Here is a 21013-nt window from a genome sequence, read left to right on the forward strand (position 1 = left end):
ATTCGATTTTATTCCCAAGTATAATTTTTCTTCAAGGCTTGTTTTTGGATTGCTGATAATAATGCATTTTCCAATTCACCTTTAGAACTGTCCTTTTGGTTTTTTGCCAAATAGGCTTCCCGCTTACTATTCAGTTCCTGTATCTCATTTTGGATTTTCTCCCTTTCTTCTTTTTTGGAATTGATATATTGGGTGATTTCCTTATCAGATTTATTTTTTAATTCCTGCGGCAATTGCTCTTTTTCAACTTTGGAAACGTCAAAGTCTATTTTTTTTGAGGCATCCACTAAATCCCATTCAGAATTGCTGTACAATCTGGAACTCTTGCTTACTGCCCTCTTTACCATGACGGCCTCCTCCATGGCTTCCGCATTTTGGTCTTGTGTACTTTGCATCGCTATTTTTGTGGCACCCATGGCACCATAGGAAATATAGGTCCTGTTGAGTCGGACATTCAATTGTAAGATCACATCGTCATAAGGAGTGACAATATGCACTACTTTTCTATTATGGTCTATGGCCATATATTCTCCTCCAGTCAATATAGCGCCATGCTTCCATTTTGTGGAGATCCCCTGCTCATAATTTCCACAGAAGATGGTATTGACAACAATGTCCTTTTCTTTGGCGTTGGTAGCGGCGTCCCAATAATTTAATCTGCCCTGAGAGAAAGGCTCGTTCCCGGCGATAAAGATCAGTTTTAGATCGTCCTCATTTTTTCCCCAGTCCAGTTGGTTCAAGGAAGTCTGTATGACCTGGCCGCAATATTCCTCACCTCCATTGGTTGTGAGGGAGAATAGTTTTTCTGAAATTTCATCCAGATCACTGCTGAAACCTATCACCTGTCTAATATACCCCTCATAGGAAGATAGGTTGTCATTGCCATACTCATATATGGCGATTTGCAATTGGGGCCTGGTGTCATTACCGCATTTAACATACCCAAATTTGTTGACTACATCCCATAATTGCGCTTTGGCCTGATTGATGAGACCATCCATACTGTTACTGGTATCCAATAAGAGCGCGATCTTCACAGTTGGTTTTGATTTGTATACAGGTTGTTGCGCTTCTACCATAAAGCCAAATGGGGCAACACTATCGCTTCCTTCAATGGTAGCTCCAAAAGCTTCTCCCATACCTAAGGCAAGGAAACCTATACTTAAAAATTGTATTAAATTTTTCATACTTCAAGGTTTTAATTAATAATGAATTATCCTTAAAGCTAAATCCATCTTTTTATGAATAAAACCGATAATGAGTCAAGCTGCTATTTCAATGAGCGTACGTAACCTTTGATTGTGGGAAGTGTCAAAATTCGGATTGAACATCGCATGAATCGGGATTTTCACATTTTTTAATATCATTTAAATCAGTTAAGTTTAACACATTCAATATTCCTCATGCCCAGAACAAAATATTTCTTAGCCCTTTTACTTTTCAGTTTTACCGTGGTCACTTCACAGGTAAAGCAAAGAGAAGGTACTTTTGAATTAAAGGGGTCTGTAGTAGGTAAGGAAAATAATACTCCTTTAAGTGGGGTGAACGTTTCCAATCAAAAAGGGAGTTATGCCACCACCAATGGTCTTGGAGAATTTAGAATTAATGTGGTTGTGGGTGATCGATTGCAGATTGAAAGTCCCTATTTTCAGACCGTATATTATACCATTAAAAATCAAGAGGACATCAAAGTCTTGGTGGAAGGTTATGAAGTGAATAAAAAGGGGGGTCTTGAGGATAGGGATGATTTGAGCTCTAAGATTTCCCATCAAATGTTGTTGGATTCTGCACTCCACTACAAGAAATCGAATATTGAAAAGAGTTTGGATTTTATAACGAAATCCATTTTGCAATTGGGAAATAGAGGTGATAAGGGACAGATGTCAGCATCCTTGAGTACCCTTGGAGAAATATACCATTACCATAAGCAATATGATTTGGCAATTGCCAACTATCTAGATGCACTGCGGAACAAGAAATCAGTAAAAACAGAAATCCTATTGGGGAAGGCCTATCTCATGAATAAGGAGTATAAAAAGGCCGAAGTTATTTTCACCTCCTTGACCAAAGAAGGAGGGACTGTCCCCTATCAAAAGGTTGAAATATATGAAAGCTTGGGGGATGCCAATATGGGTCTGGGGAAAAACAAAGAGGCCTTGGCGAATTATAATTTAGGATTGGAATTGGCCATGCAGCATTTAATTACGCCCAAGATGACCGATCTTAATTCCAAGATTGGGAACGCCTATGCCCAAGATAATAAAATGGATCGGGCTGCCGAGTTTTATGATAGTTCTTTGGAACTGGCTAGTAAACAAGCGCCCCAGCGTGCCGTTCAGGAAAAGGAAAAAGTGGCCGATTTTTACAATCAAAAAAGTCAATTTTCGGCAGAAATAGCATTGAGGAAAAAAAGTTTGGATGAATTGAACAAGATTCCCAAGTCCAAGCCTTCTAAAAATAGGGGCATTACCACTTCAGATACGATAACCACCCAACGCATCAATTATAAAATTGCGAATGCCTACATAGCTCAGGACAAGCTAACTGAGGCCATTCCCTACCTGGAGCAAAGTATCAAAGAGGCCGATGCAGATGATGATTTGGTGGTACAAAAGGATGCGACACGGAAATTGTCAGAGGTCTACAAGTACAAAGGGGAATATTCCAAAGCCTTGGAAACCTACCAGCAATATGTTTCCGTGGTGGATACACTCTACGTAAGAAAGGAACAGGAAATTTCAAGAGCGGCACGTTTTAATCGGGAAATAGCGGCCAAGCAGAGCAGAATATCAGGATTGGAGCAGGAGAGGGAGCTCTCGCAAAGTAAATACGACCTTGCCCTAACCGAGCAAGAGCTGATTGCAGAAAACAATAAAAGGCAGACATGGGTCATTTATTCCTTGGTTTTTGGATTGTTGTTAATGGGATTGGTGGTGTTTTTCTTTTATAGGAGCAATAAGCAACAGAAATTGGCCAATAATTTATTGGCTTTAAAATCTTTGCGCTCACAAATGAACCCTCATTTTATTTTTAATGCCCTTAACTCCGTCAATAATTATATTGCCAAAAGTGATGAACGAGCCGCGAATAGGTTTTTGAGTGATTTTTCAATGTTGATGAGGTCAGTTCTTGAGAATTCAGAGGAAGATTTTATTCCCTTGTCCAAAGAACTCGACTTATTGGAGCTCTATGTAAAGTTGGAGCATAGTAGGTTTCCGGATAAATTTGAGTACCATCTATTTGTAGATGAAAAAATAGAGATTGATAAATTTCAAATCCCGCCCATGTTGCTTCAGCCCTATATAGAAAATGCCATTTGGCATGGTCTTCGTTATAAGGAGGAAAAGGGTTTTTTAAAAATAGAACTACAGCTAAAAGACGAAAATGAGATATTGATAACTATTTCAGATGATGGAATAGGTCGTAAAAAATCAGGGGAGTTAAAAACCTCCAATCAAAAGAAACAGCAATCCAAAGGAATGGGGAACATTAAAAAACGAATCGCCATTTTGAACGATATGTACAAGGATAGGATAACCGTATCCATAGCTGACCTTTTTGAGGATGAAACTGGTACCAGGGTAGAAATGACGTTAAAAAGAGAATAATGGGCTTAACAGCATTGATCATAGAAGATGAGGCCAATAGCAGGGAAATACTGAGGAATTATCTTGCCAAATATTGTAAGAATGTAAACGTCCTGGGAGAAGCGGCTACCATAAAGGATGGGTTGGTCTTGTTAAAAAAAAACAATCCCGATATGGTGTTTCTTGATGTAGAAATGCCTTACGGCAATGCCTTCGACTTATTGGATCAATTGCCAGATCGGACTTTTGAGACTATTTTTGTAACAGCCTATAACCAGTATGCCATGGATGCCCTAAACCATCATGCGGCCTACTATTTGATGAAGCCCGTTGATATAGATGAGTTGGTGAAGTCGGTCGCCTATGTTGCTGAGGTAAAAGAGCGGGAAAATGCTTTGGAAGATAAAATCCTGACGCCGGTAATAAATAGGGTTGATGGAAAAATAACCCTTCCCCAGCAAGATGGTTTTCAGGTGCTCAATGTGGCAGATATATTGTATTGCAAGGCAGATGATAATTACACGGAAATCTATTTGGAAAACCAAAGATTGGTGGTAAGCAAGACCTTGAAATATTTTGAAGAAGCGTTATCGGATTTTGCTTTTGCCCGTATTCATAAATCCTATCTTGTCAATGTAAACGAGGTAGTCAAATATAAAAAAGGCAAAGGGGGGAGTGTCGTGATATCCAATGGAAAGGAATTATTGGTTTCGGCCTCAAGAAAACAGCAGCTTTTATCGTATTTTGAGTAAAGATATAAACGTAATGGAACATAAATATATAGGCAATGATCATTAAGACCGTAAACGGAAAAACACCAGTAATAGGAGAAGACTGTTATATCGCAGATAACGCCACCATTGTTGGGGACGTGACCATGGGTAGTCAATGTAGCATATGGTTCAATGCCGTTTTACGGGGTGATGTAAACTTCATAAAAATGGGGAACAAGGTAAATGTCCAGGATGGGGCGGTTATTCACTGTACCTATTTAAAAGCTGCCACTACCATCGGGAACAACGTTTCCATAGGGCATAACGCCTTGGTGCATGGGTGTACCATCCATGATAATGTGCTAATTGGGATGGGCAGTATTATAATGGATGATTGTGTGGTGGAAAGCAACAGTATTATTGCCGCCGGAGCAGTCCTTACCAAAGGGACCCATGTGCCGGCTGGAACTATTTTTGCTGGGATGCCAGCAAAAAAAATCAAGGATATCAGTCCGGAACTTAGCTCTGGAGAGGTAGATAGGATCGCCAATGCTTATGTGAAATACTCCGGTTGGTTCAAGGAAGAATAGGGCCTTTATAAATTTCACGATGTCAGGACGGGTGCAGTCGAGACCTAATTGTATGAAATTGCCAGCCTCCATTTGCTTCTTCTCGATCTCTGTCCGGATGTTGAGAGGCTTGTAGTATTCATCTATTCGCTCACATGTCATATCGAGCGCAGTCGAGATATATTGATTCTTTTTTTAGCCATTAGAAGGGGCATAACGAGTCAAGTCGAGATGTAATGAGACATTATTATGGGTGGAAAATTACATTAGATGACCAGAACCATTGTACAAATACGCCTCATTAATTCAAAAATCTTATTTTTGTTCCAACTTAAACTTAAATAGAATGAACGCATATATATTTCCTGGTCAAGGAGCGCAATTTGTTGGAATGGGGTTAGATCTTTATGAAAAATATCCTTTGGCGCAGGAGCTCTTTGAAAAGGCCAATACTATTTTGGGATTTCCCATAACTGATATTATGTTCCAGGGCACGCCCGAGGATCTGAAAGAGACCAAGGTAACCCAACCGGCCATATTTTTACATTCGGTTATTTTAAGCAAGGTAATGGGCGAAAGTTTTAAACCGGATATGGTAGCCGGACATTCCTTGGGGGAATTTTCTGCTTTGGTTGCCAATGGGGTCTTGACCTTTGAAGATGGGTTAAAATTGGTTTCCCAAAGAGCTTTGGCCATGCAAAAGGCCTGTGAGTTGCAGCCAAGTACCATGGCGGCCGTTTTAGGTGTGGAGGATGCCGTTGTAGAGGAGGTTTGTTCTAAAATAAAGGGAATTGTTGTACCGGCAAATTATAACTGTCCGGGGCAATTGGTAATCTCGGGAGAGGTAGAAGCCATTAATGAAGCCTGTGAAAAACTAAAGGAAGCTGGTGCCCGCAGAGCGTTGGTATTGCCGGTAGGTGGGGCCTTTCATTCTCCTTTGATGGAGCCAGCAAGGGAAGAATTGGCAGCTGCGATTGAAAATACAAAATTCAGTGCACCTACGTGTCCAATTTATCAAAATGTACCTACCACCGCGGTAAACAATGCCGACGAAATAAAAAAGAACTTGATCTTGCAGTTGACGGCTCCCGTAAAATGGACCCAAAGTGTGCAACAAATGGTACAAGATGGGGCCACTTTATTTACAGAGGTGGGTCCAGGGAAAGTATTGCAAGGTTTGGTCAAAAAAATACACTCTGAAGCGGAAACAAAATCCGCTGAACTGTCCTAGTTTACCTATGAAATACCACAAAATGGATTGAGCTAATTCTTTAATGTATACAGGATAGCCCAATCCATTTTTTTTGACTTTTTTTGAGTGGTTTATATTTAATCAATATCAATTGCATTAAATGAAGATAAATTACTCATTCTTCCGTAATTCGTATCCTGCAGTAGGGAGATCTATAGTAAGGTCATTGCTGATTTGTGCCTTGTTTTTGGTTTGCTCAAATGCATATGGGCAGGCGGGGATAACGATTACGCCAACTTCACTGACCACAATAGAAGGAGGAGATGCCGTTGAGTTCACGATTGTATTAAATTCTCGTCCGGACGATGATGTCAAGTTATTTATTGTTTCGGAAGATTTGACGGAAGGAACAGTGTCAAAAAAATCATTGACTTTCAAAAGATCTAATTGGGACAAAAAACAGACGGTTAAGGTGGAGCCAGTTGATGATGCTCTTCCTGATGGCCCAATTACCTACAACATCATTATTGGTATTGATGATACTGATGACGAAGATTACAAAGACCTCGAGGAAAGTAAGATTCAAGTTACCAATGGGGACAATGAAACTGTTATGGAATCCAATATTTCCATTGATGATGTGGTGGTGAATGAGAATGGAGGCTCGGCAATTTTTACGGTCACTTTAACGGGTAATTCCATCGGTAGTTTTACCTTCGATTTCACTACGTCAAATGGCACGGCAATGGCAGGCCAAGATTATACGACCATCAGCGGCACATTGAGTTTTACAGGTGAAAGTGGTCAGCGTAGGACCATATCAGTTCCCATTATCAACGACATAGTGGTGGAGCAAAAAGAGGAAAATTTCAAGGTGACCTTGAGCAATGTGAGCCATGTTTTGGTTGGTATTACAGATGATACAGGCATCGGTACCATTGTGGACGATGAGGTCTGTCCGGCAGGTTTCAATGCACCAGTTCTGGACTCGGATGTGGAATCGGTATTTTGTAATGTAGCAAGCCAGGACCTGAACAATTATACTAATAGCACTCCTCCATCTGGTACAATACTCAAATGGACCACGAATAATTTAGATCTTTTGGATACAAATGCCCATTTGGATGATTCAGTTGTGTCTTCAGATTTTCCAGGGACTTATTATGGTTTCTTCTATGATGCGGCCAACAACTGTACTAGTCCGGCTCTAGAGATCACCTTAGAATTCAATTCTAGCCCAACCATAACCTCTACCACGCCTGCTGAGATATGCGATGAAGGTTCTGTTACCTTGGGGGCCAATTTTTCTGAAGGTTCCATCAGTTGGTTCACCACCCCTTCAGGAGGTGTGAGTGTGGCAACGGGAGAAAGTTTTACCACTCCGCTGTTAACGGCTACGACCACCTATTATGTAGAGGCAACCGCCAACGGCTGTACCTCGGCAAGGGAAGCTGTTGTGGTTACTATTAAAGACACTCCATCGGCAGGTACCGCCACGGATATGGGCGCTTGTAGTGTTGCTGCGGGCAGACCTACCACCTTGGATCTGGATGATACTCTTACAGGTGCAGATACTGGTACATGGGCCTATACTGCAGGCCCAACGGGAACTTTTGCAATAGGAACAGACAATGTAGTTGACTTCGAGGGCTTGGAAAACGGGGAATATGTATTTACCTATACAACCACCAGAGCACAGGCACCATGTGCCAATACGTCGGTGTCCGTTACCATATCGGTAACCGCTTGTACTGTGGATTCTGATAACGATGGCATTTTTGATGTGAGCGAAAACACCTTGGGCACGGACCCCAATAATCCAGATACAGATGGGGATGGTATAAATGACGGGGTGGAAGTAGGTGACGATCTCAACAATCCCTTGGATGAAGATGGAGATGGCATCATAGATGCGCTAGATTCTGATATCCTGGATTCCGATAACGATGGGGTGGTAGACCAAGAGGATCCTGCCAATGATGATGCCTGTATCCCAAATATTTCTGCGGCCTGTACCATAGATCTACAAGTTGCCAAAACAGTGGATAATGCCACCCCTACCGCAGGGCGACAGATTACGTTTACGGTTACACTGACCAACCTGAGCCAAATTACGGTGGCAAATGTGGTCATTAATGATCTTGTTGGAGAACAGATTAATGGTTTTCAATACGTATCTAATATTGCCTCCAATGGAAGCTATGATGAAGTAACGGGCAGATGGAGCCTTATGTCCATAGCGCCACAAGAAGAGGCTACCTTATTGATTACCGTAACGGTGCCTCGTGAAGGGAGCTATCAGAACATAGCCGCTTTGGTAAGCTCATCCCCAACAGATGGAAATGCGGAGAACAATATCGCCACGGCCAGGGTTGTGGTAGGTCCCCGCTCCAGTGATGAGCCCGGTTTTGTCTTTAATCAGTTTTCACCAAATGGGGATGGAGTCAATGATGTGTTGCAAATAAACGATGTGTTAAACTATCCAAATAATACCCTGGAAATATTTGACCGGTATGGCAATCAGGTCTTTTCGGTATCCAGATATGATAATACGTGGACAGGCGAGGGTACAAAAGGGCAATTGCCCAAAGGCACCTATTTTTACGTGATGAATCTGGGTGATGGCTCGGAAGTAAAAAAGGGATGGATACAGATCATGAGATAATATAGAATAGGATTACAAATTATCAACCTTCTGCGGTATTTGGCCATTTATCTGATATTTGCAGATTTGACCCTGATAGTTAGCGGTTAGGCTTCTTTTTTCGTAATATTACATCCTTATTTTTTCGAAATATTTCGGCATATTGTGTCTTTAGTTTTGATTGATTTTTTAGCACAGGATTATGATATTAAAAAAAACATATAGTTTCCTTACAACTTCATTCATAGGAAACGGTCTAAAAAGAGCTCTTTTAGTGGGAGCATTTTTAATTTTAGGGTTTCAAGGGTTTGGGCAAGACACGACTCCCCCAAGTGCGCCTACGGGATTGGCTGCGAGCGGTACGACCTCGACGGGTACGACTCTGAACTGGGACGCCTCCACGGACAATGTTGGAGTGACGGGTTACAGGGTCCTTCAAGATGGTTCTCTGATCACTACGACGGGTGGAGCGATTACAACTTTCAATGTGACGGGTCTGTCCCCGAATACCGTCTATGCCTTTACGGTAAGGGCGATCGATGCGGCGGGCAACGAGTCCTTGGACAGCAATACGGTCAATGAGACCACCACCGGTGACGTAACTCCCCCAAGTGCGCCTACGGGATTGGCTGCGAGCGGTACGACCTCGACGGGTACGACTCTGAACTGGGACGCCTCCACGGACAATGTTGGAGTGACGGGTTACAGGGTCTTTCAAGATGGTTCTCTGATCACTACGACGGGTGGAGCGATTACAACTTTCAATGTGACGGGTCTGTCCCCGAATACCGTCTATGCCTTTACGGTAAGGGCGATCGATGCGGCGGGCAACGAGTCCTTGGACAGCAATACGGTCAATGAGACCACCACCGGTGACGTAACTCCCCCAAGTGCGCCTACGGGATTGGCTGCGAGCGGTACGACCTCGACGGGTACGACTCTGAACTGGGACGCCTCCACGGACAATGTTGGAGTGACGGGTTACAGGGTCTTTCAAGATGGTTCTCTGATCACTACGACGGGTGGAGCGATTACAACTTTCAATGTGACGGGTCTGTCCCCGAATACCGTCTATGCCTTTACGGTAAGGGCGATCGATGCGGCGGGCAACGAGTCCTTGGACAGCAATACGGTCAATGAGACCACCACCGGTGACGTAACTCCCCCAAGTGCGCCTACGGGATTGGCTGCGAGCGGTACGACCTCGACGGGTACGACTCTGAACTGGGACGCCTCCACGGACAATGTTGGAGTGACGGGTTACAGGGTCTTTCAAGATGGTTCTCTGATCACTACGACGGGTGGAGCGATTACAACTTTCAATGTGACGGGTCTGTCCCCGAATACCGTCTATGCCTTTACGGTAAGGGCGATCGATGCGGCGGGCAACGAGTCCTTGGACAGCAATACGGTCAATGAGACCACCACCGGTGACGTAACTCCCCCAAGTGCGCCTACGGGATTGGCTGCGAGCGGTACGACCTCGACGGGTACGACTCTGAACTGGGACGCCTCCACGGACAATGTTGGAGTGACGGGTTACAGGGTCCTTCAAGATGGTTCTCTGATCACTACGACGGGTGGAGCGATTACAACTTTCAATGTGACGGGTCTGTCCCCGAATACCGTCTATGCCTTTACGGTAAGGGCGATCGATGCGGCGGGCAACGAGTCCTTGGACAGCAATACGGTCAATGAGACCACCACCGGTGACGTAACTCCCCCAAGTGCGCCTACGGGATTGGCTGCGAGCGGTACGACCTCGACGGGTACGACTCTGAACTGGGACGCCTCCACGGACAATGTTGGAGTGACGGGTTACAGGGTCTTTCAAGATGGTTCTCTGATCACTACGACGGGTGGAGCGATTACAACTTTCAATGTGACGGGTCTGTCCCCGAATACCGTCTATGCCTTTACGGTAAGGGCGATCGATGCGGCGGGCAACGAGTCCTTGGACAGCAATACGGTCAATGAGACCACCACCGGTGACGTAACTCCCCCAAGTGCGCCTACGGGATTGGCTGCGAGCGGTACGACCTCGACGGGTACGACTCTGAACTGGGACGCCTCCACGGACAATGTTGGAGTGACGGGTTACAGGGTCTTTCAAGATGGTTCTCTGATCACTACGACGGGTGGAGCGATTACAACTTTCAATGTGACGGGTCTGTCCCCGAATACCGTCTATGCCTTTACGGTAAGGGCGATCGATGCGGCGGGCAACGAGTCCTTGGACAGCAATACGGTCAATGAGACCACCACTGCCTATTTTGCCTCGATTGCTGCGACAGATGCTTCTGCCTCCGAAACTGGTACCGATTCTGGTACTTTTACAGTGAGTTTGAATACGACCAACACGAGTGGCGGAACGATAGTTGTGAACTATACGATTGGTGGTACGGCAACAAATACAAATGATTATTCGGGCATTGGTACTTCAGTATCCATACCGAACAATGCGATTAGTGCACCTGTGACGATCACCCCTGTTGATGATGCATTAGTTGAAGGGAATGAAACGGTGGTTCTCACTCTCACTGCTGGGACCGGTTATGTACTGGGCACTCCTGCAAATGCCACAGTGAATATAACAGACAACGATGTTGCAGGCATCACGGTATCCGCGATCAGCGGTCCGACGACGGAGGCCGGCGGCACTGCGGACTTCACGATAGTTTTGAACACACAGCCCACTGCGAGCGTAACGATCCCCTTGAACAGCAACGACACTGGCGAGGGCACCCTATCGGTTGCCAACGCGGTTTTTACGACTGCCAATTGGGACACGGCCCAGACCATAACGGTCACTGGAGTGGACGATGCGATTGTTGACGGGGACATCAGCTATGATATCATCACCGGAGCGGCAACGTCCACGGACACGAATTATTCTGGTCTTAATGCTGCGGACGTCACGGTGGTCAACACCGACAACGATACAGCAGGTTACACGGTAACCCCGATTACATTAACAACCACGGAGGGTGGCGCCAATACTACATTTACCGTGGTGCTGAATGCTGCACCAACTAGTAATGTGGTATTTTCTGTAACATCTGGGGACACTTCTGAAGGTACGGTTTCACCAGGGACGCTGACCTTTACCCCGGGAAATTACAATAGTGCACAAACAGTGACGGTTTCCCCCGTTGACGATGCGATTGTAGAAGGCGATATCACCTATAATGTCACGGTAAGCGTTCTTGATGCGAGCAGTGACGATACTTTTGATCCCTTAGCGGATCAGTTGGTAAGTGTTACCAACAACGACGATGATAATGCAGGATACACCGTGACTCCAATAACATTAAACACTTCAGAAGCTGGAGGTTCACAAGATTTTACGGTAGTATTGAATGCTGCCCCATCAAGTAATGTGGTATTTTCTATAACTTCAGGTGATACCACAGAAGGGACGGTTTCTGCTGGTACATTGACCTTTACCCCAGGAACATTTAATACGCCAAGAACTGTTTCAGTAACTCCTGTTAATGACGATTTTGTAGATGGTCCTGTAAATTACGATGTCACCGTAAGCGTTTTGGACGGAAGCAGTGATGATAATTTTGATCCACTGGCCGATCAAACAGTAAGTGTTACCAATGCAGATGACGATAGTGTGGGAGTGAATATCAGTGCTATTAGTGATAATACTTCAGAAACTGGAGGAACGGCAACATTTACGGTTTCTCTGGACAGCCAGCCCACAGCCGATGTAACCATCTCATTGAGCAGTAGTAATACAGCAGAAGGAACGGTGCCGGCAAACGTTGTATTGACCTCTGCCAATTGGCAAACAGGGGAGACCGTTACGGTTACCGGTGTAGATGACGGAGCCGTTGTAGATGGCCCTATTACCTATACCATTATTACTGGGGATGTTACTTCTGCAGACCCAAATTACAATGCCCTGGGAGCTGATGATGTGGATGACGTTACTGTCATAAATAACGATAATGATGCTGCAAGTCTCACTATAAATAATATTACGGTAAATGAGGATGTTGGAACAGCTATATTAGAAGTAACTTTAACCGGTAATGTTGCTAATAGTTTTACAGTAGATTATGCAACACAAGATGATTCTGCAACTTCAGTTATTCCAGATGATTATCTAGCAACAAGCAACACTCTAACTTTTTCGGGCACTAATTTAGAAGTACGAACTATTGAGATAATTATAAATGATGATTTTTTAGTAGAATCAAGTGAAACTTTTTTTGTAGATCTAAGTAATGTACAAAGTATTGGAAATGTTGTAATAGTTGCTGGAGGTCGCGGAGTAATTAATATTACAGATAATGATTCGGCAAATGTCACTATAAACGATGTTTCAGTTAATGAGGATTTTAATATTTCTGGAGGTATAATAAGATTTATATTGACCTTATCAACTCCTTCAAACGTAGGTAGCTTTAATGTGAATTATACCACATCAGATGGTACAGCCCTAGTTGGTCAAGATTATACCTCGGTTTCGAGTTCTGCTTCATTTACTGGATTTGACGGTGAGACAGTAGAAATTGTTATTCCTATCATAGATGATGAAGAAGTGGAACCGAGTGAAGAATTTACAGTCACTTTAACAAGCACGGATAATCCTTTGGTAAGTATAGGAGACCCAACGGGAATAGGAACTATCTTGGATGACGAGGTGTGTCCTGCAGGTAATCTAGCACCTGAGCTAGATCCTTTGATAGAGACCGTATTTTGCGATGCCGTGGAACAGGACCTGGATGCCTATACCAATAGTACGGTTCCTGCGGGCTCGGTACTGACCTGGACCACCAACAACCTAGACCTTTTGGATACGGATTCGCATTTACCTGATTCTGTGGTGCCTTCGGATTTCCCAGGGACGTATTATGGTTTCTTCTATGATGCGGCGAACAACTGTGCCAGTCCGGCTCTAGAGGTCACCTTAGAATTCAATTCTAGTCCAACCATAACTTCTACCACGCCTGCTGAGATATGCGGCGAAGGTTCTGCTACCTTGGGGGCGACGTTTTCTGAAGGTTCCATCAGTTGGTTCACCACCCCTTCAGGAGGTGTAAGTGTGGCCACGGGAGAAAGTTTTACCACTCCACTGTTAACGGCTACGACCACCTATTATGTAGAGGCAACCGCCAACGGCTGTACCTCGGCAAGGGAAGCTGTTGTGGCTACTATTAATGAAACCCCATCGGCAGGTACCGCCACGGATATGGGCGCTTGTAGTGTTGCTGCGGGCGGACCTACCACCTTGGATCTGGATGATACCCTTACTGGTGCAGATGCCGGGGTTTGGAGTGTTACTACAGTTCCAGCAGGTAGCAGCATTGAGATAGGGACCGATAATATTGTTGATTTTGAGGGTCTGGCCAATGGTGATTATGTTTTCACCTATACCACTACGGGGGCGCAAGCGCCCTGTACCGATGAATCGGTAAGTGTTACCATATCCGTCATTTCCTGTACAGTAGATTCAGATAATGACGGGTTGTTAGACGGACAAGAGACTACGTTGGGCACCGATCCCAATAATCCGGATACAGATGGGGATGGTATAAATGACGGGGTGGAAGTTGGTGACGATCTCAACAACCCCTTGGATGAAGATGGTGATGGCATTATAGATGCGCTAGATTCTGATATCCTGGATTCCGACAATGATGGAGTGGTAGACCAAGAGGATCCTGCCAATGATGATGCCTGTATCCCAAATATTTCTGCGGCCTGTACCATAGATCTACAAGTTGCCAAAACAGTGGATAATGCCACCCCTACCGCAGGGCGACAGATCACGTTTACGGTTACACTGACCAACCTGAGCCAAATTACGGTGGCAAATGTGGTCATTAATGATCTTGTTGGAGAACAGATTAACGGTTTTCAATACGTATCTAATATAGCTTCCAATGGAAGCTATGATGAAGTAACGGGCAGATGGAGCCTTATGTCCATAGCGCCACAAGAAGAGGCTACGTTATTGATTACCGTAACGGTGCCTCGTGAAGGGAGCTATCAGAACATAGCCGCTTTGGTGAGCTCTTCCCCTTCTGATGGAAATAGCACGAATAATACAAGCACGGTTTCAGTAACGGTCGCCCCGCGATCCAGCGATGAACCTGGTTTTGTTTTCAATCAATTTTCCCCCAATGGAGACGGGGTCAACGATGTCTTGATCATTAACAATATTCAGGAGACCCAATATCAAAACAACACCCTCGAAATCTATGACCGTTACGGCAATCAGGTTTATTCGGTCAGCGGTTATGACAATACCTGGACCGGTGAGGGCAAGAACGGGCAATTGCCAAAAGGCACCTATTTTTATGTACTGGATCTGGGAGACGGTTCGGAAGTAAGAAAAGGATGGATCCAAATTATTAGATAATTAGAAACATGGTTTACAGCACACGCAACATGGGAAAAAGCAATAGGTTATATTTTTGCATCCTTCTACTTTTTGCCACGATATCGGTTTTTGGCCAAAAAGAGCCACAATACACCCAATATATGTACAATATTGGAAGTTTTAACCCGGCATATTCGGCCAGTGTGGACAATGCCGAGATTGCAGGACTCTACAGGGCACAGTGGATAGATATTGAAGGGGCACCACGGACCATGAGGTTTGGGGTAAACATTCCAATGTCCAACGAGAAGAACGGACTTGGTTTTAATGTGGTCAATGATCAATTGGGGCCTTCCTCCCAAACCTTTGTGGATATTGCCTATGCCTATCAGGTACAGGTATCCGATGATGCCAAGCTGTCCTTTGGGATAGACGCAGGGGGATCGTTTTTAAATGTTGATTTCTCAAAAGGTGATTTTGAAAACCCGAATGAACCCTTATTGAATGGGTCCACCATCAACAATTTTTATCCAACCATTGGGGCTGGAGCCTTTTTATATGCAGACAATTGGTATACGGGACTATCCATACCCAACTTTTTGACCAGTGGCATTTATAATGAAGAGGTAGCGACCATTGTGGATGATAAAATGCAGTTCAACTTTATTGGGGGCTATGTTTTTGAACTTTCTAATAATGTAAAGCTCAAACCGGCTTTTTTGCTTAACTATGTAAATGGGCTGCCGTTGAACATCAATGTTTCTTCCAACTTTTTAATCAGCGATGTCTTTACGGTAGGGGCCTCATATAGAGTGGACAATGCGGTTAGCGGTCTGGCAGGATTCCAAGTATCCAGTGGAACTTTTGTAGGGTATTCCTATGATTACAACACCAATGGGCTAGGGCAGTACAATAGTGGTTCCCATGAAATCATCCTAAAATTTTATTTAGGCAAAGGGGATGGTACTAAGCGGGATAAAGATAAAAATGCCAAAGGCAAACCAAAACAAATAGATACCCCAAGATTCTTTTAAAAGTAGCTTACCATGAAATTAAGGACACTAATATTATTTTTATTACTGGGTGCAATTTCCTCGGCACAGGTCAAAACATCAAAGGGGGATATTTTATTCTTTGAATATGATTTTAAGGCCGCTATTAAACAGTATCAATTGGAGATGCGCAAATCCAAACTATCAAATCAGCAATTCCTGAACTTGGCCGATTCTTATTTTAAGACCGACGAGTACGCAAAATCAGCAGAAATATATTTGGATGTATTTAAGAGAGACACCACCATGTCCAACGCATATTTTAATAAGATGCTCCAAGCGCTTTCCAAAACAAAGGGCAGGGAAAGTGTTGCTACATTTTTGGAGACCAGGAAAAGGGAATTTCCTGTAGAAATTCTGGAAAATTATGATTTTAACAACGAGCTTTTAAAAGCACAATCTGAAAGTGATATAGAAGTATTAAACCTTCGAACCAATAGTGCACAGGCAGATTTTTCTCCTTCATTTTATGAAGATCGCCTATTGTTTACCAGTGCGAGAAATGAAAATATAAAAGAAAAATATGCACCTTCAGGGGAGTCGTATATGGATATTATGATTGGAAGGATAGAAAAGGATGGTGATGTTTTGGTTGCACAATCATTTGATAATATTCCGGAGACCATTTACCATGAGGCCACTCCTTATTATTCCAAGGAACTAAAAAGTACCTTTTATATCCTTTCCAATGCAGATGGAGATGAATTGTCATTTGACAAAAACGGAAGAAATGCCCTATCTATGGGAATGGTAGATCAAAATGGAAATTTTAAATTTTTATTGAGGGATTTGAGTACCTCCTTTTATTACCCGTTTTTTGAATACGCTACCGGTAGACTGTTTTTTGCGGCGAATTTTCCTGAAGGATACGGAGGAACAGATATTTATTATGTGTATACCAATGACGGACAGATTATGTCCTCCCCAATAAACTTGGGACCTAGGATCAATACCGCAGGAAATGAAATAGCACCTTATATTTATGAAAACAGCCTGTATTTTTCTTCCGATATTTTTTATGGATTAGGGGGGATGGATGTTTATAAAGCTAATATGAAGTCTAATAATAATTTCAGTATTCCAGTTAATCTGGGAATTGGCATTAATACTTCTTCCGATGATTTTGGTTTAATTATTAGGGAAAACGGATCTAATGGTCTAATGGGGTACTTTGCGTCCAATAGAGCCGGTGGAAAAGGAAACGATGATATATATTCCTTCCATGCAAAACAATCACTTGGACTAAAAACTTTTGCTGTAAAAGGTAAGGTAATAAACCTTGCAACGAATCAAGGAATTCAAAAGGCAAAAATACGTTTACTGGATAAGGATGGAGTAGTCATAAAAGAGCTGTATGCCAATGAAGAAGGCGATTATTCAGTTGAGATTCCATTTCAAAATGTGATAACGATAGAAGCATCCAAGGATAGGCATTCAACATATCTGGAAACATATCAAGATGAGAAATTGGAAAGCTTGCAAAAAAATGATTTTAACCCTGGTGTTTTGGCCTTGGAGGATGTGGTAGAAGAAAAGGAGAATCAGACGGTTTTAAAACTGAGAAAGTTTTATTTTGGGAAAGGAAGAAGTACCATTACTCCTGAAATAGCTATGGAACTAGATAAGGTAGTAGTTGCTTTGACCAAGTTCCCGAAGCTTCAACTCAGAATTGAAACACATACCGACAGTAGGGGAAGTAATAGTTATAATTTAAAGTTATCCCAAGAACGTTCTGAAGCCATCAAAAGGTATTTGCTCCAAAACGGAGTGAGCGCCGATAATATATTGTTCACTGTAGGATTTGGTGAAGAGAAAATCACAAATAACTGCACCAACGGAGTTTTTTGTTTGGATATGTTGCACCAACAGAATGAAAGGACGTTACTAGTTGTCTTGAATTACAAGACTATCTTTTAGGAATATTTATTTCGCGAGATTGCAGGATTCACAATCCTTAACCTTCCCGTAATAGGTCTCGCGGTACTTGTGAAGGGTGCGTACTGGGATGCCCAATATGACTTTTTTAATATAGGTCACCTTGGTGTAAAAGTTACCCATTTTAGGGGTGTACCTTCTTTCGTTTCTTGTCTTTCTTATAACGCTAATCAATCTCATACTATCGCACTTTAGGTTGTAAAGGTCTTAAATTGAAGGGACAATAGCAAGTTTTAGCTGTTAAGTCTTTGGTAGGGCGTAGGTTTTGGGTTGTATTTTTATATTAAAAGAAGATCATCCAACAGTAATAAATGGCAAAAAAACTGAGGAAAAGAATACCCAAATAGGTCATTATTCTCAAGCCTTTACCAGGTTGTGCCGATGCCGGTAAATCCGTGCTCATTACATTTTTTAGGTTCATATATCCAATGATGGGAGCCAGGACAAAAGAGACAAAGGTTGCCAAGGCCACCAATTGCCCCATATTGCCACTAAAAACGGTAATGACCAAAAAGTTCACTATAGCCAAGAGAATAATTGCCACTGAAAATTGTAGTTTATTGGTTTTTGTTTTTGGGGATAGTAGGCCAATGATATCCAAGCTGACCCGTGCCAGCGCATCATGTGCCGTCATACAGGTGCTGAACATGGTGGCAAAGGCTGCAGTAGCAATAAAGGCATAGGTCCACTCCCCAATATGGGTGGTGAACATTTGTATTAATTGATCAGAAAAAGCAACAGCATTGCCACTGATTACCGTATTGGTGCCGTACAAGGTCATCCAGCCGATGACCATAAAGAAAATGGCCAGTAGGCCCGTCAGAAGATATCCCACATTAAATTCCTGTAGGGCTTCTGGTAGTGATAATTTGGTATTGGTGATCTTAAATTTTTCTATGGTCCAAAGACTGATCCAGCTAGAAGCTTCAACGGCCGTTGGCATCCATCCCACCAGACCAATCAAGAATAATATGCCTACCTCGTTAAAGATGGGCAAAGGCACAAAATTGTCTGCAGTGGCTACATTGCCTTTAAATATCACTAAGGCCGTGGTTACAATAAGGGCTATAAAAAGAATGGAAACCACCAATTTTAAGGACGTCTCCAGGAACTTGTACTTTCCAATGATCAGCAGTGCACTTATAAAAGCGAATAGTCCAAGGGCGACCATACTTACCGAAGCATCATTAATTTTAAAGAGATTGATGAAGAGGCCCGAGGTAACCACATAGAGGGTAGCCAAAATGGTAAAGGTAGAAATGAGTGTGATAAAAGCGTAGAACCACAGGTAGCCCTTTCCTCTGTTGAGATAGCCTTCAATTAATGTTCTGTTGGTCACATTGGTATAGCGCACTCCAAATTCAAAGAAAGGATATTTAAGCACATTGGCCAGGATAATGGGGATGATCATGATCCAGCCATATTGGGCACCAGCTTTGGTAGATAATACTAGATGTGAAGTACCTATGGCCATACTGGCAAAAAGGAGACCTGGGCCTAGGTTTTTAAGGAGGATCTTTAATTTGGACATTATTGGTTGGGTTGGCTAATGCCCCTAATGTACTATTTTTTAAAGATTTTGAATAAAAAAAATTATGGTAAGAATTGACTATTTGATCTCTATTTTTTTGCCGTAAAATTTTGGCTGGGTGTTAAAAGTAAGGTCGATGAAGACTTTTACCCTGGCAAAATATTCTCTGAGCCGCACCTTTAGCCCATCGCTTCCAGTAATATCCTGGGCATTAAAACCGATGGCATGCAGTCCTTTTCTTTCGGCCAGAAATATAGCCCTTTCATTGTGGAATTTTTGGGAAATTACGGTAACACTATCCAATCCAAAAACATACTTGGCCCTTACCATGGAATCCAGGGTTCTAAACCCCGCATAGTCCAAGAAGATCTTGTTCTCTGGTATTCCGGCCTTGATCAGATCTTTTTTTATGGTGTATGGCTCGTTATAATACAGGGTGGCATTATCCCCGCTTACCAAGATGTATTCAATTTTTCCTGCGTCATAGAGCCTAACGGTGGCAGATATACGATTGTGGTAATAGGGATTTGGTTTGCCAGAGGTAAGTCGCTTAGACGTGCCCAGAATCAAACCTACCTTGTTTTTGGGAATCCTGTTTAGGGTGTGAAATGTTTTTCCTGACGTAAAGAGTTGTATTGAAAAAGTACTGATGAACAACACCAAAATAATGGTGGTTGCTAAAAGTAGAAAAACACGGACAATTTTTTTCTTCATTCTTGATCAATTCCAAATTAAAGGTAAGGAAAGCAATTTGATCTTTCTCGATAGAAACAGTAGTTGGTTGAAAATAACTAAATATTAAATTTCCTGCTAGCTGGTATCTAAGAAAAGGGCATTAAAAAACCCTGGCCAATGGGTCAGGGTTTTCTTATAAAATGGTAATTATTGAATATTCCTATTGTGCATTAACTCCAATATTTCCTTGGGCTATGACCACTTCTAGGTTATCCGCATTCTGATGTATTTTAAGATGCCCGTTAAAACTGATCAATTGCTCATAGGTAATAGGGGTTCCATTGTCCAATTTGGAAACAACGGTAATGCTTTCTTCACAATCACATTCAATAGGCTCAAGGGTTAGTGCTACAGCACCACCTTCTTCAAGACTATTGGTATAAATATAGGCTGGGTGAATATCTTTTGATGAATTGCTGATCTGCAAGATAACTTCAGTTCTTCCGTCTTCATATTTTACAAATGAAACGTTCCCAGAAATATTTGAATTGGAAACTGGACTCAATGCAAATACATTTTTGGCCAGGATAACTTCGGTGGCATCGTCTTTCCCACATCCAGATATTAGTAAAGAAAAAATAGCGATTAGTAAAAAGTATTGTTTTTTCATGGTCGAGCGTTTTATATTTTATAGATGTTCTCAGATCAAAAATAATTTATAATAGCATACGTATTACATCCACTACCCTCAACGGTTCAAATAATCGTTGTACTA

At 42.7% G+C, this 21013-nt stretch carries 13 protein-coding genes; 8 read left to right on the top strand and 5 right to left on the bottom strand.

Annotation, left to right across the window (positions count from 1 at the left end):
* Positions 1-8: 8 nt before the first annotated feature.
* Positions 9-1187 carry a vWA domain-containing protein gene (locus SB49_RS14855; RefSeq protein WP_062058193.1) on the bottom strand — a complete coding sequence of 393 codons (1179 nt, stop codon included), beginning with the start codon at positions 1185-1187 and terminating at the stop codon, positions 9-11.
* A gap of 216 nt (positions 1188-1403) precedes the next feature.
* Here SB49_RS14855 and SB49_RS14860 point away from each other — a divergent pair, with 216 nt between their 5' ends.
* The 8 genes from SB49_RS14860 to SB49_RS14895 all read left to right on the top strand — a co-directional run bounded on the left by SB49_RS14860 (position 1404) and on the right by SB49_RS14895 (position 18014).
* Entirely contained in the window at positions 1404-3608 is a 2205-nt protein-coding gene (locus SB49_RS14860) for a histidine kinase (protein WP_062058196.1), read from the top strand.
* On the top strand, positions 3608-4339 hold the full coding sequence (locus SB49_RS14865; RefSeq protein WP_062058199.1) for a LytR/AlgR family response regulator transcription factor: 732 nt from the start codon (positions 3608-3610) through the stop codon (positions 4337-4339). The genes SB49_RS14860 and SB49_RS14865 overlap by 1 nt, the downstream gene beginning before the upstream one ends.
* A gap of 35 nt (positions 4340-4374) precedes the next feature.
* A complete protein-coding gene (locus SB49_RS14870) occupies positions 4375-4890 on the top strand; it encodes a gamma carbonic anhydrase family protein (protein ID WP_062058202.1) in 516 nt (171 codons plus the stop codon).
* Between the two features lie 325 nt (positions 4891-5215).
* A complete protein-coding gene (gene fabD, locus SB49_RS14875; protein WP_062058204.1) occupies positions 5216-6100 on the top strand; it encodes an ACP S-malonyltransferase in 885 nt (294 codons plus the stop codon).
* A gap of 121 nt (positions 6101-6221) precedes the next feature.
* On the top strand, positions 6222-8726 hold the full coding sequence (locus SB49_RS14880) for a gliding motility-associated C-terminal domain-containing protein (RefSeq protein ID WP_062058207.1): 2505 nt from the start codon (positions 6222-6224) through the stop codon (positions 8724-8726).
* A 181-nt stretch (positions 8727-8907) separates the two neighbouring features.
* Complete coding sequence (locus SB49_RS14885) at positions 8908-15084, top strand: fibronectin type III domain-containing protein (RefSeq protein WP_062058211.1); 6177 nt, start codon at positions 8908-8910, stop codon at positions 15082-15084.
* Positions 15085-15113: 29 nt separating this feature from the next.
* Positions 15114-16079, top strand: coding sequence for a PorP/SprF family type IX secretion system membrane protein (locus SB49_RS14890; RefSeq protein WP_062058214.1), 966 nt, complete (start codon positions 15114-15116; stop codon positions 16077-16079).
* 12 nt (positions 16080-16091) lie between these two features.
* Entirely contained in the window at positions 16092-18014 is a 1923-nt protein-coding gene (locus SB49_RS14895; protein WP_062058219.1) for an OmpA family protein, read from the top strand.
* Between the two features lie 6 nt (positions 18015-18020).
* On the opposite strand, the gene SB49_RS15920 is transcribed toward SB49_RS14895, so the two are convergent.
* From SB49_RS15920 to SB49_RS14910, 4 genes are all read right to left on the bottom strand, one after another.
* Positions 18021-18212: a hypothetical protein gene (locus SB49_RS15920; RefSeq protein WP_082591128.1), complete on the bottom strand. Its 192-nt coding sequence runs from the start codon at positions 18210-18212 to the stop codon at positions 18021-18023.
* 103 nt (positions 18213-18315) lie between these two features.
* On the bottom strand, positions 18316-19563 hold the full coding sequence (locus SB49_RS14900; protein WP_062058224.1) for an NRAMP family divalent metal transporter: 1248 nt from the start codon (positions 19561-19563) through the stop codon (positions 18316-18318).
* 78 nt (positions 19564-19641) lie between these two features.
* On the bottom strand, positions 19642-20277 hold the full coding sequence (locus SB49_RS14905; protein WP_062058227.1) for a SanA/YdcF family protein: 636 nt from the start codon (positions 20275-20277) through the stop codon (positions 19642-19644).
* Positions 20278-20458: 181 nt separating this feature from the next.
* A complete protein-coding gene (locus SB49_RS14910) occupies positions 20459-20908 on the bottom strand; it encodes a hypothetical protein (RefSeq protein WP_062058230.1) in 450 nt (149 codons plus the stop codon).
* Positions 20909-21013 lie beyond the last annotated feature (105 nt).

Origin of the sequence: Sediminicola sp. YIK13 (assembly GCF_001430825.1) — a bacterium.
Lineage (GTDB): Bacteria > Bacteroidota > Bacteroidia > Flavobacteriales > Flavobacteriaceae > Sediminicola.

Coding starts and splice junctions, on each gene's coding strand:
- SB49_RS14855 (WP_062058193.1), bottom strand. CDS start 1,187: ATGAAAAATTTAATACAATTTTTAAGTATAGGTTTCCTTGCCTTAGGT.
- SB49_RS14860 (WP_062058196.1), top strand. CDS start 1,404: ATGCCCAGAACAAAATATTTCTTAGCCCTTTTACTTTTCAGTTTTACC.
- SB49_RS14865 (WP_062058199.1), top strand. CDS start 3,608: ATGGGCTTAACAGCATTGATCATAGAAGATGAGGCCAATAGCAGGGAA.
- SB49_RS14870 (WP_062058202.1), top strand. CDS start 4,375: ATGATCATTAAGACCGTAAACGGAAAAACACCAGTAATAGGAGAAGAC.
- fabD (WP_062058204.1), top strand. CDS start 5,216: ATGAACGCATATATATTTCCTGGTCAAGGAGCGCAATTTGTTGGAATG.
- SB49_RS14880 (WP_062058207.1), top strand. CDS start 6,222: ATGAAGATAAATTACTCATTCTTCCGTAATTCGTATCCTGCAGTAGGG.
- SB49_RS14885 (WP_062058211.1), top strand. CDS start 8,908: ATGATATTAAAAAAAACATATAGTTTCCTTACAACTTCATTCATAGGA.
- SB49_RS14890 (WP_062058214.1), top strand. CDS start 15,114: ATGGGAAAAAGCAATAGGTTATATTTTTGCATCCTTCTACTTTTTGCC.
- SB49_RS14895 (WP_062058219.1), top strand. CDS start 16,092: ATGAAATTAAGGACACTAATATTATTTTTATTACTGGGTGCAATTTCC.
- SB49_RS15920 (WP_082591128.1), bottom strand. CDS start 18,212: ATGAGATTGATTAGCGTTATAAGAAAGACAAGAAACGAAAGAAGGTAC.
- SB49_RS14900 (WP_062058224.1), bottom strand. CDS start 19,563: ATGTCCAAATTAAAGATCCTCCTTAAAAACCTAGGCCCAGGTCTCCTT.
- SB49_RS14905 (WP_062058227.1), bottom strand. CDS start 20,277: ATGAAGAAAAAAATTGTCCGTGTTTTTCTACTTTTAGCAACCACCATT.
- SB49_RS14910 (WP_062058230.1), bottom strand. CDS start 20,908: ATGAAAAAACAATACTTTTTACTAATCGCTATTTTTTCTTTACTAATA.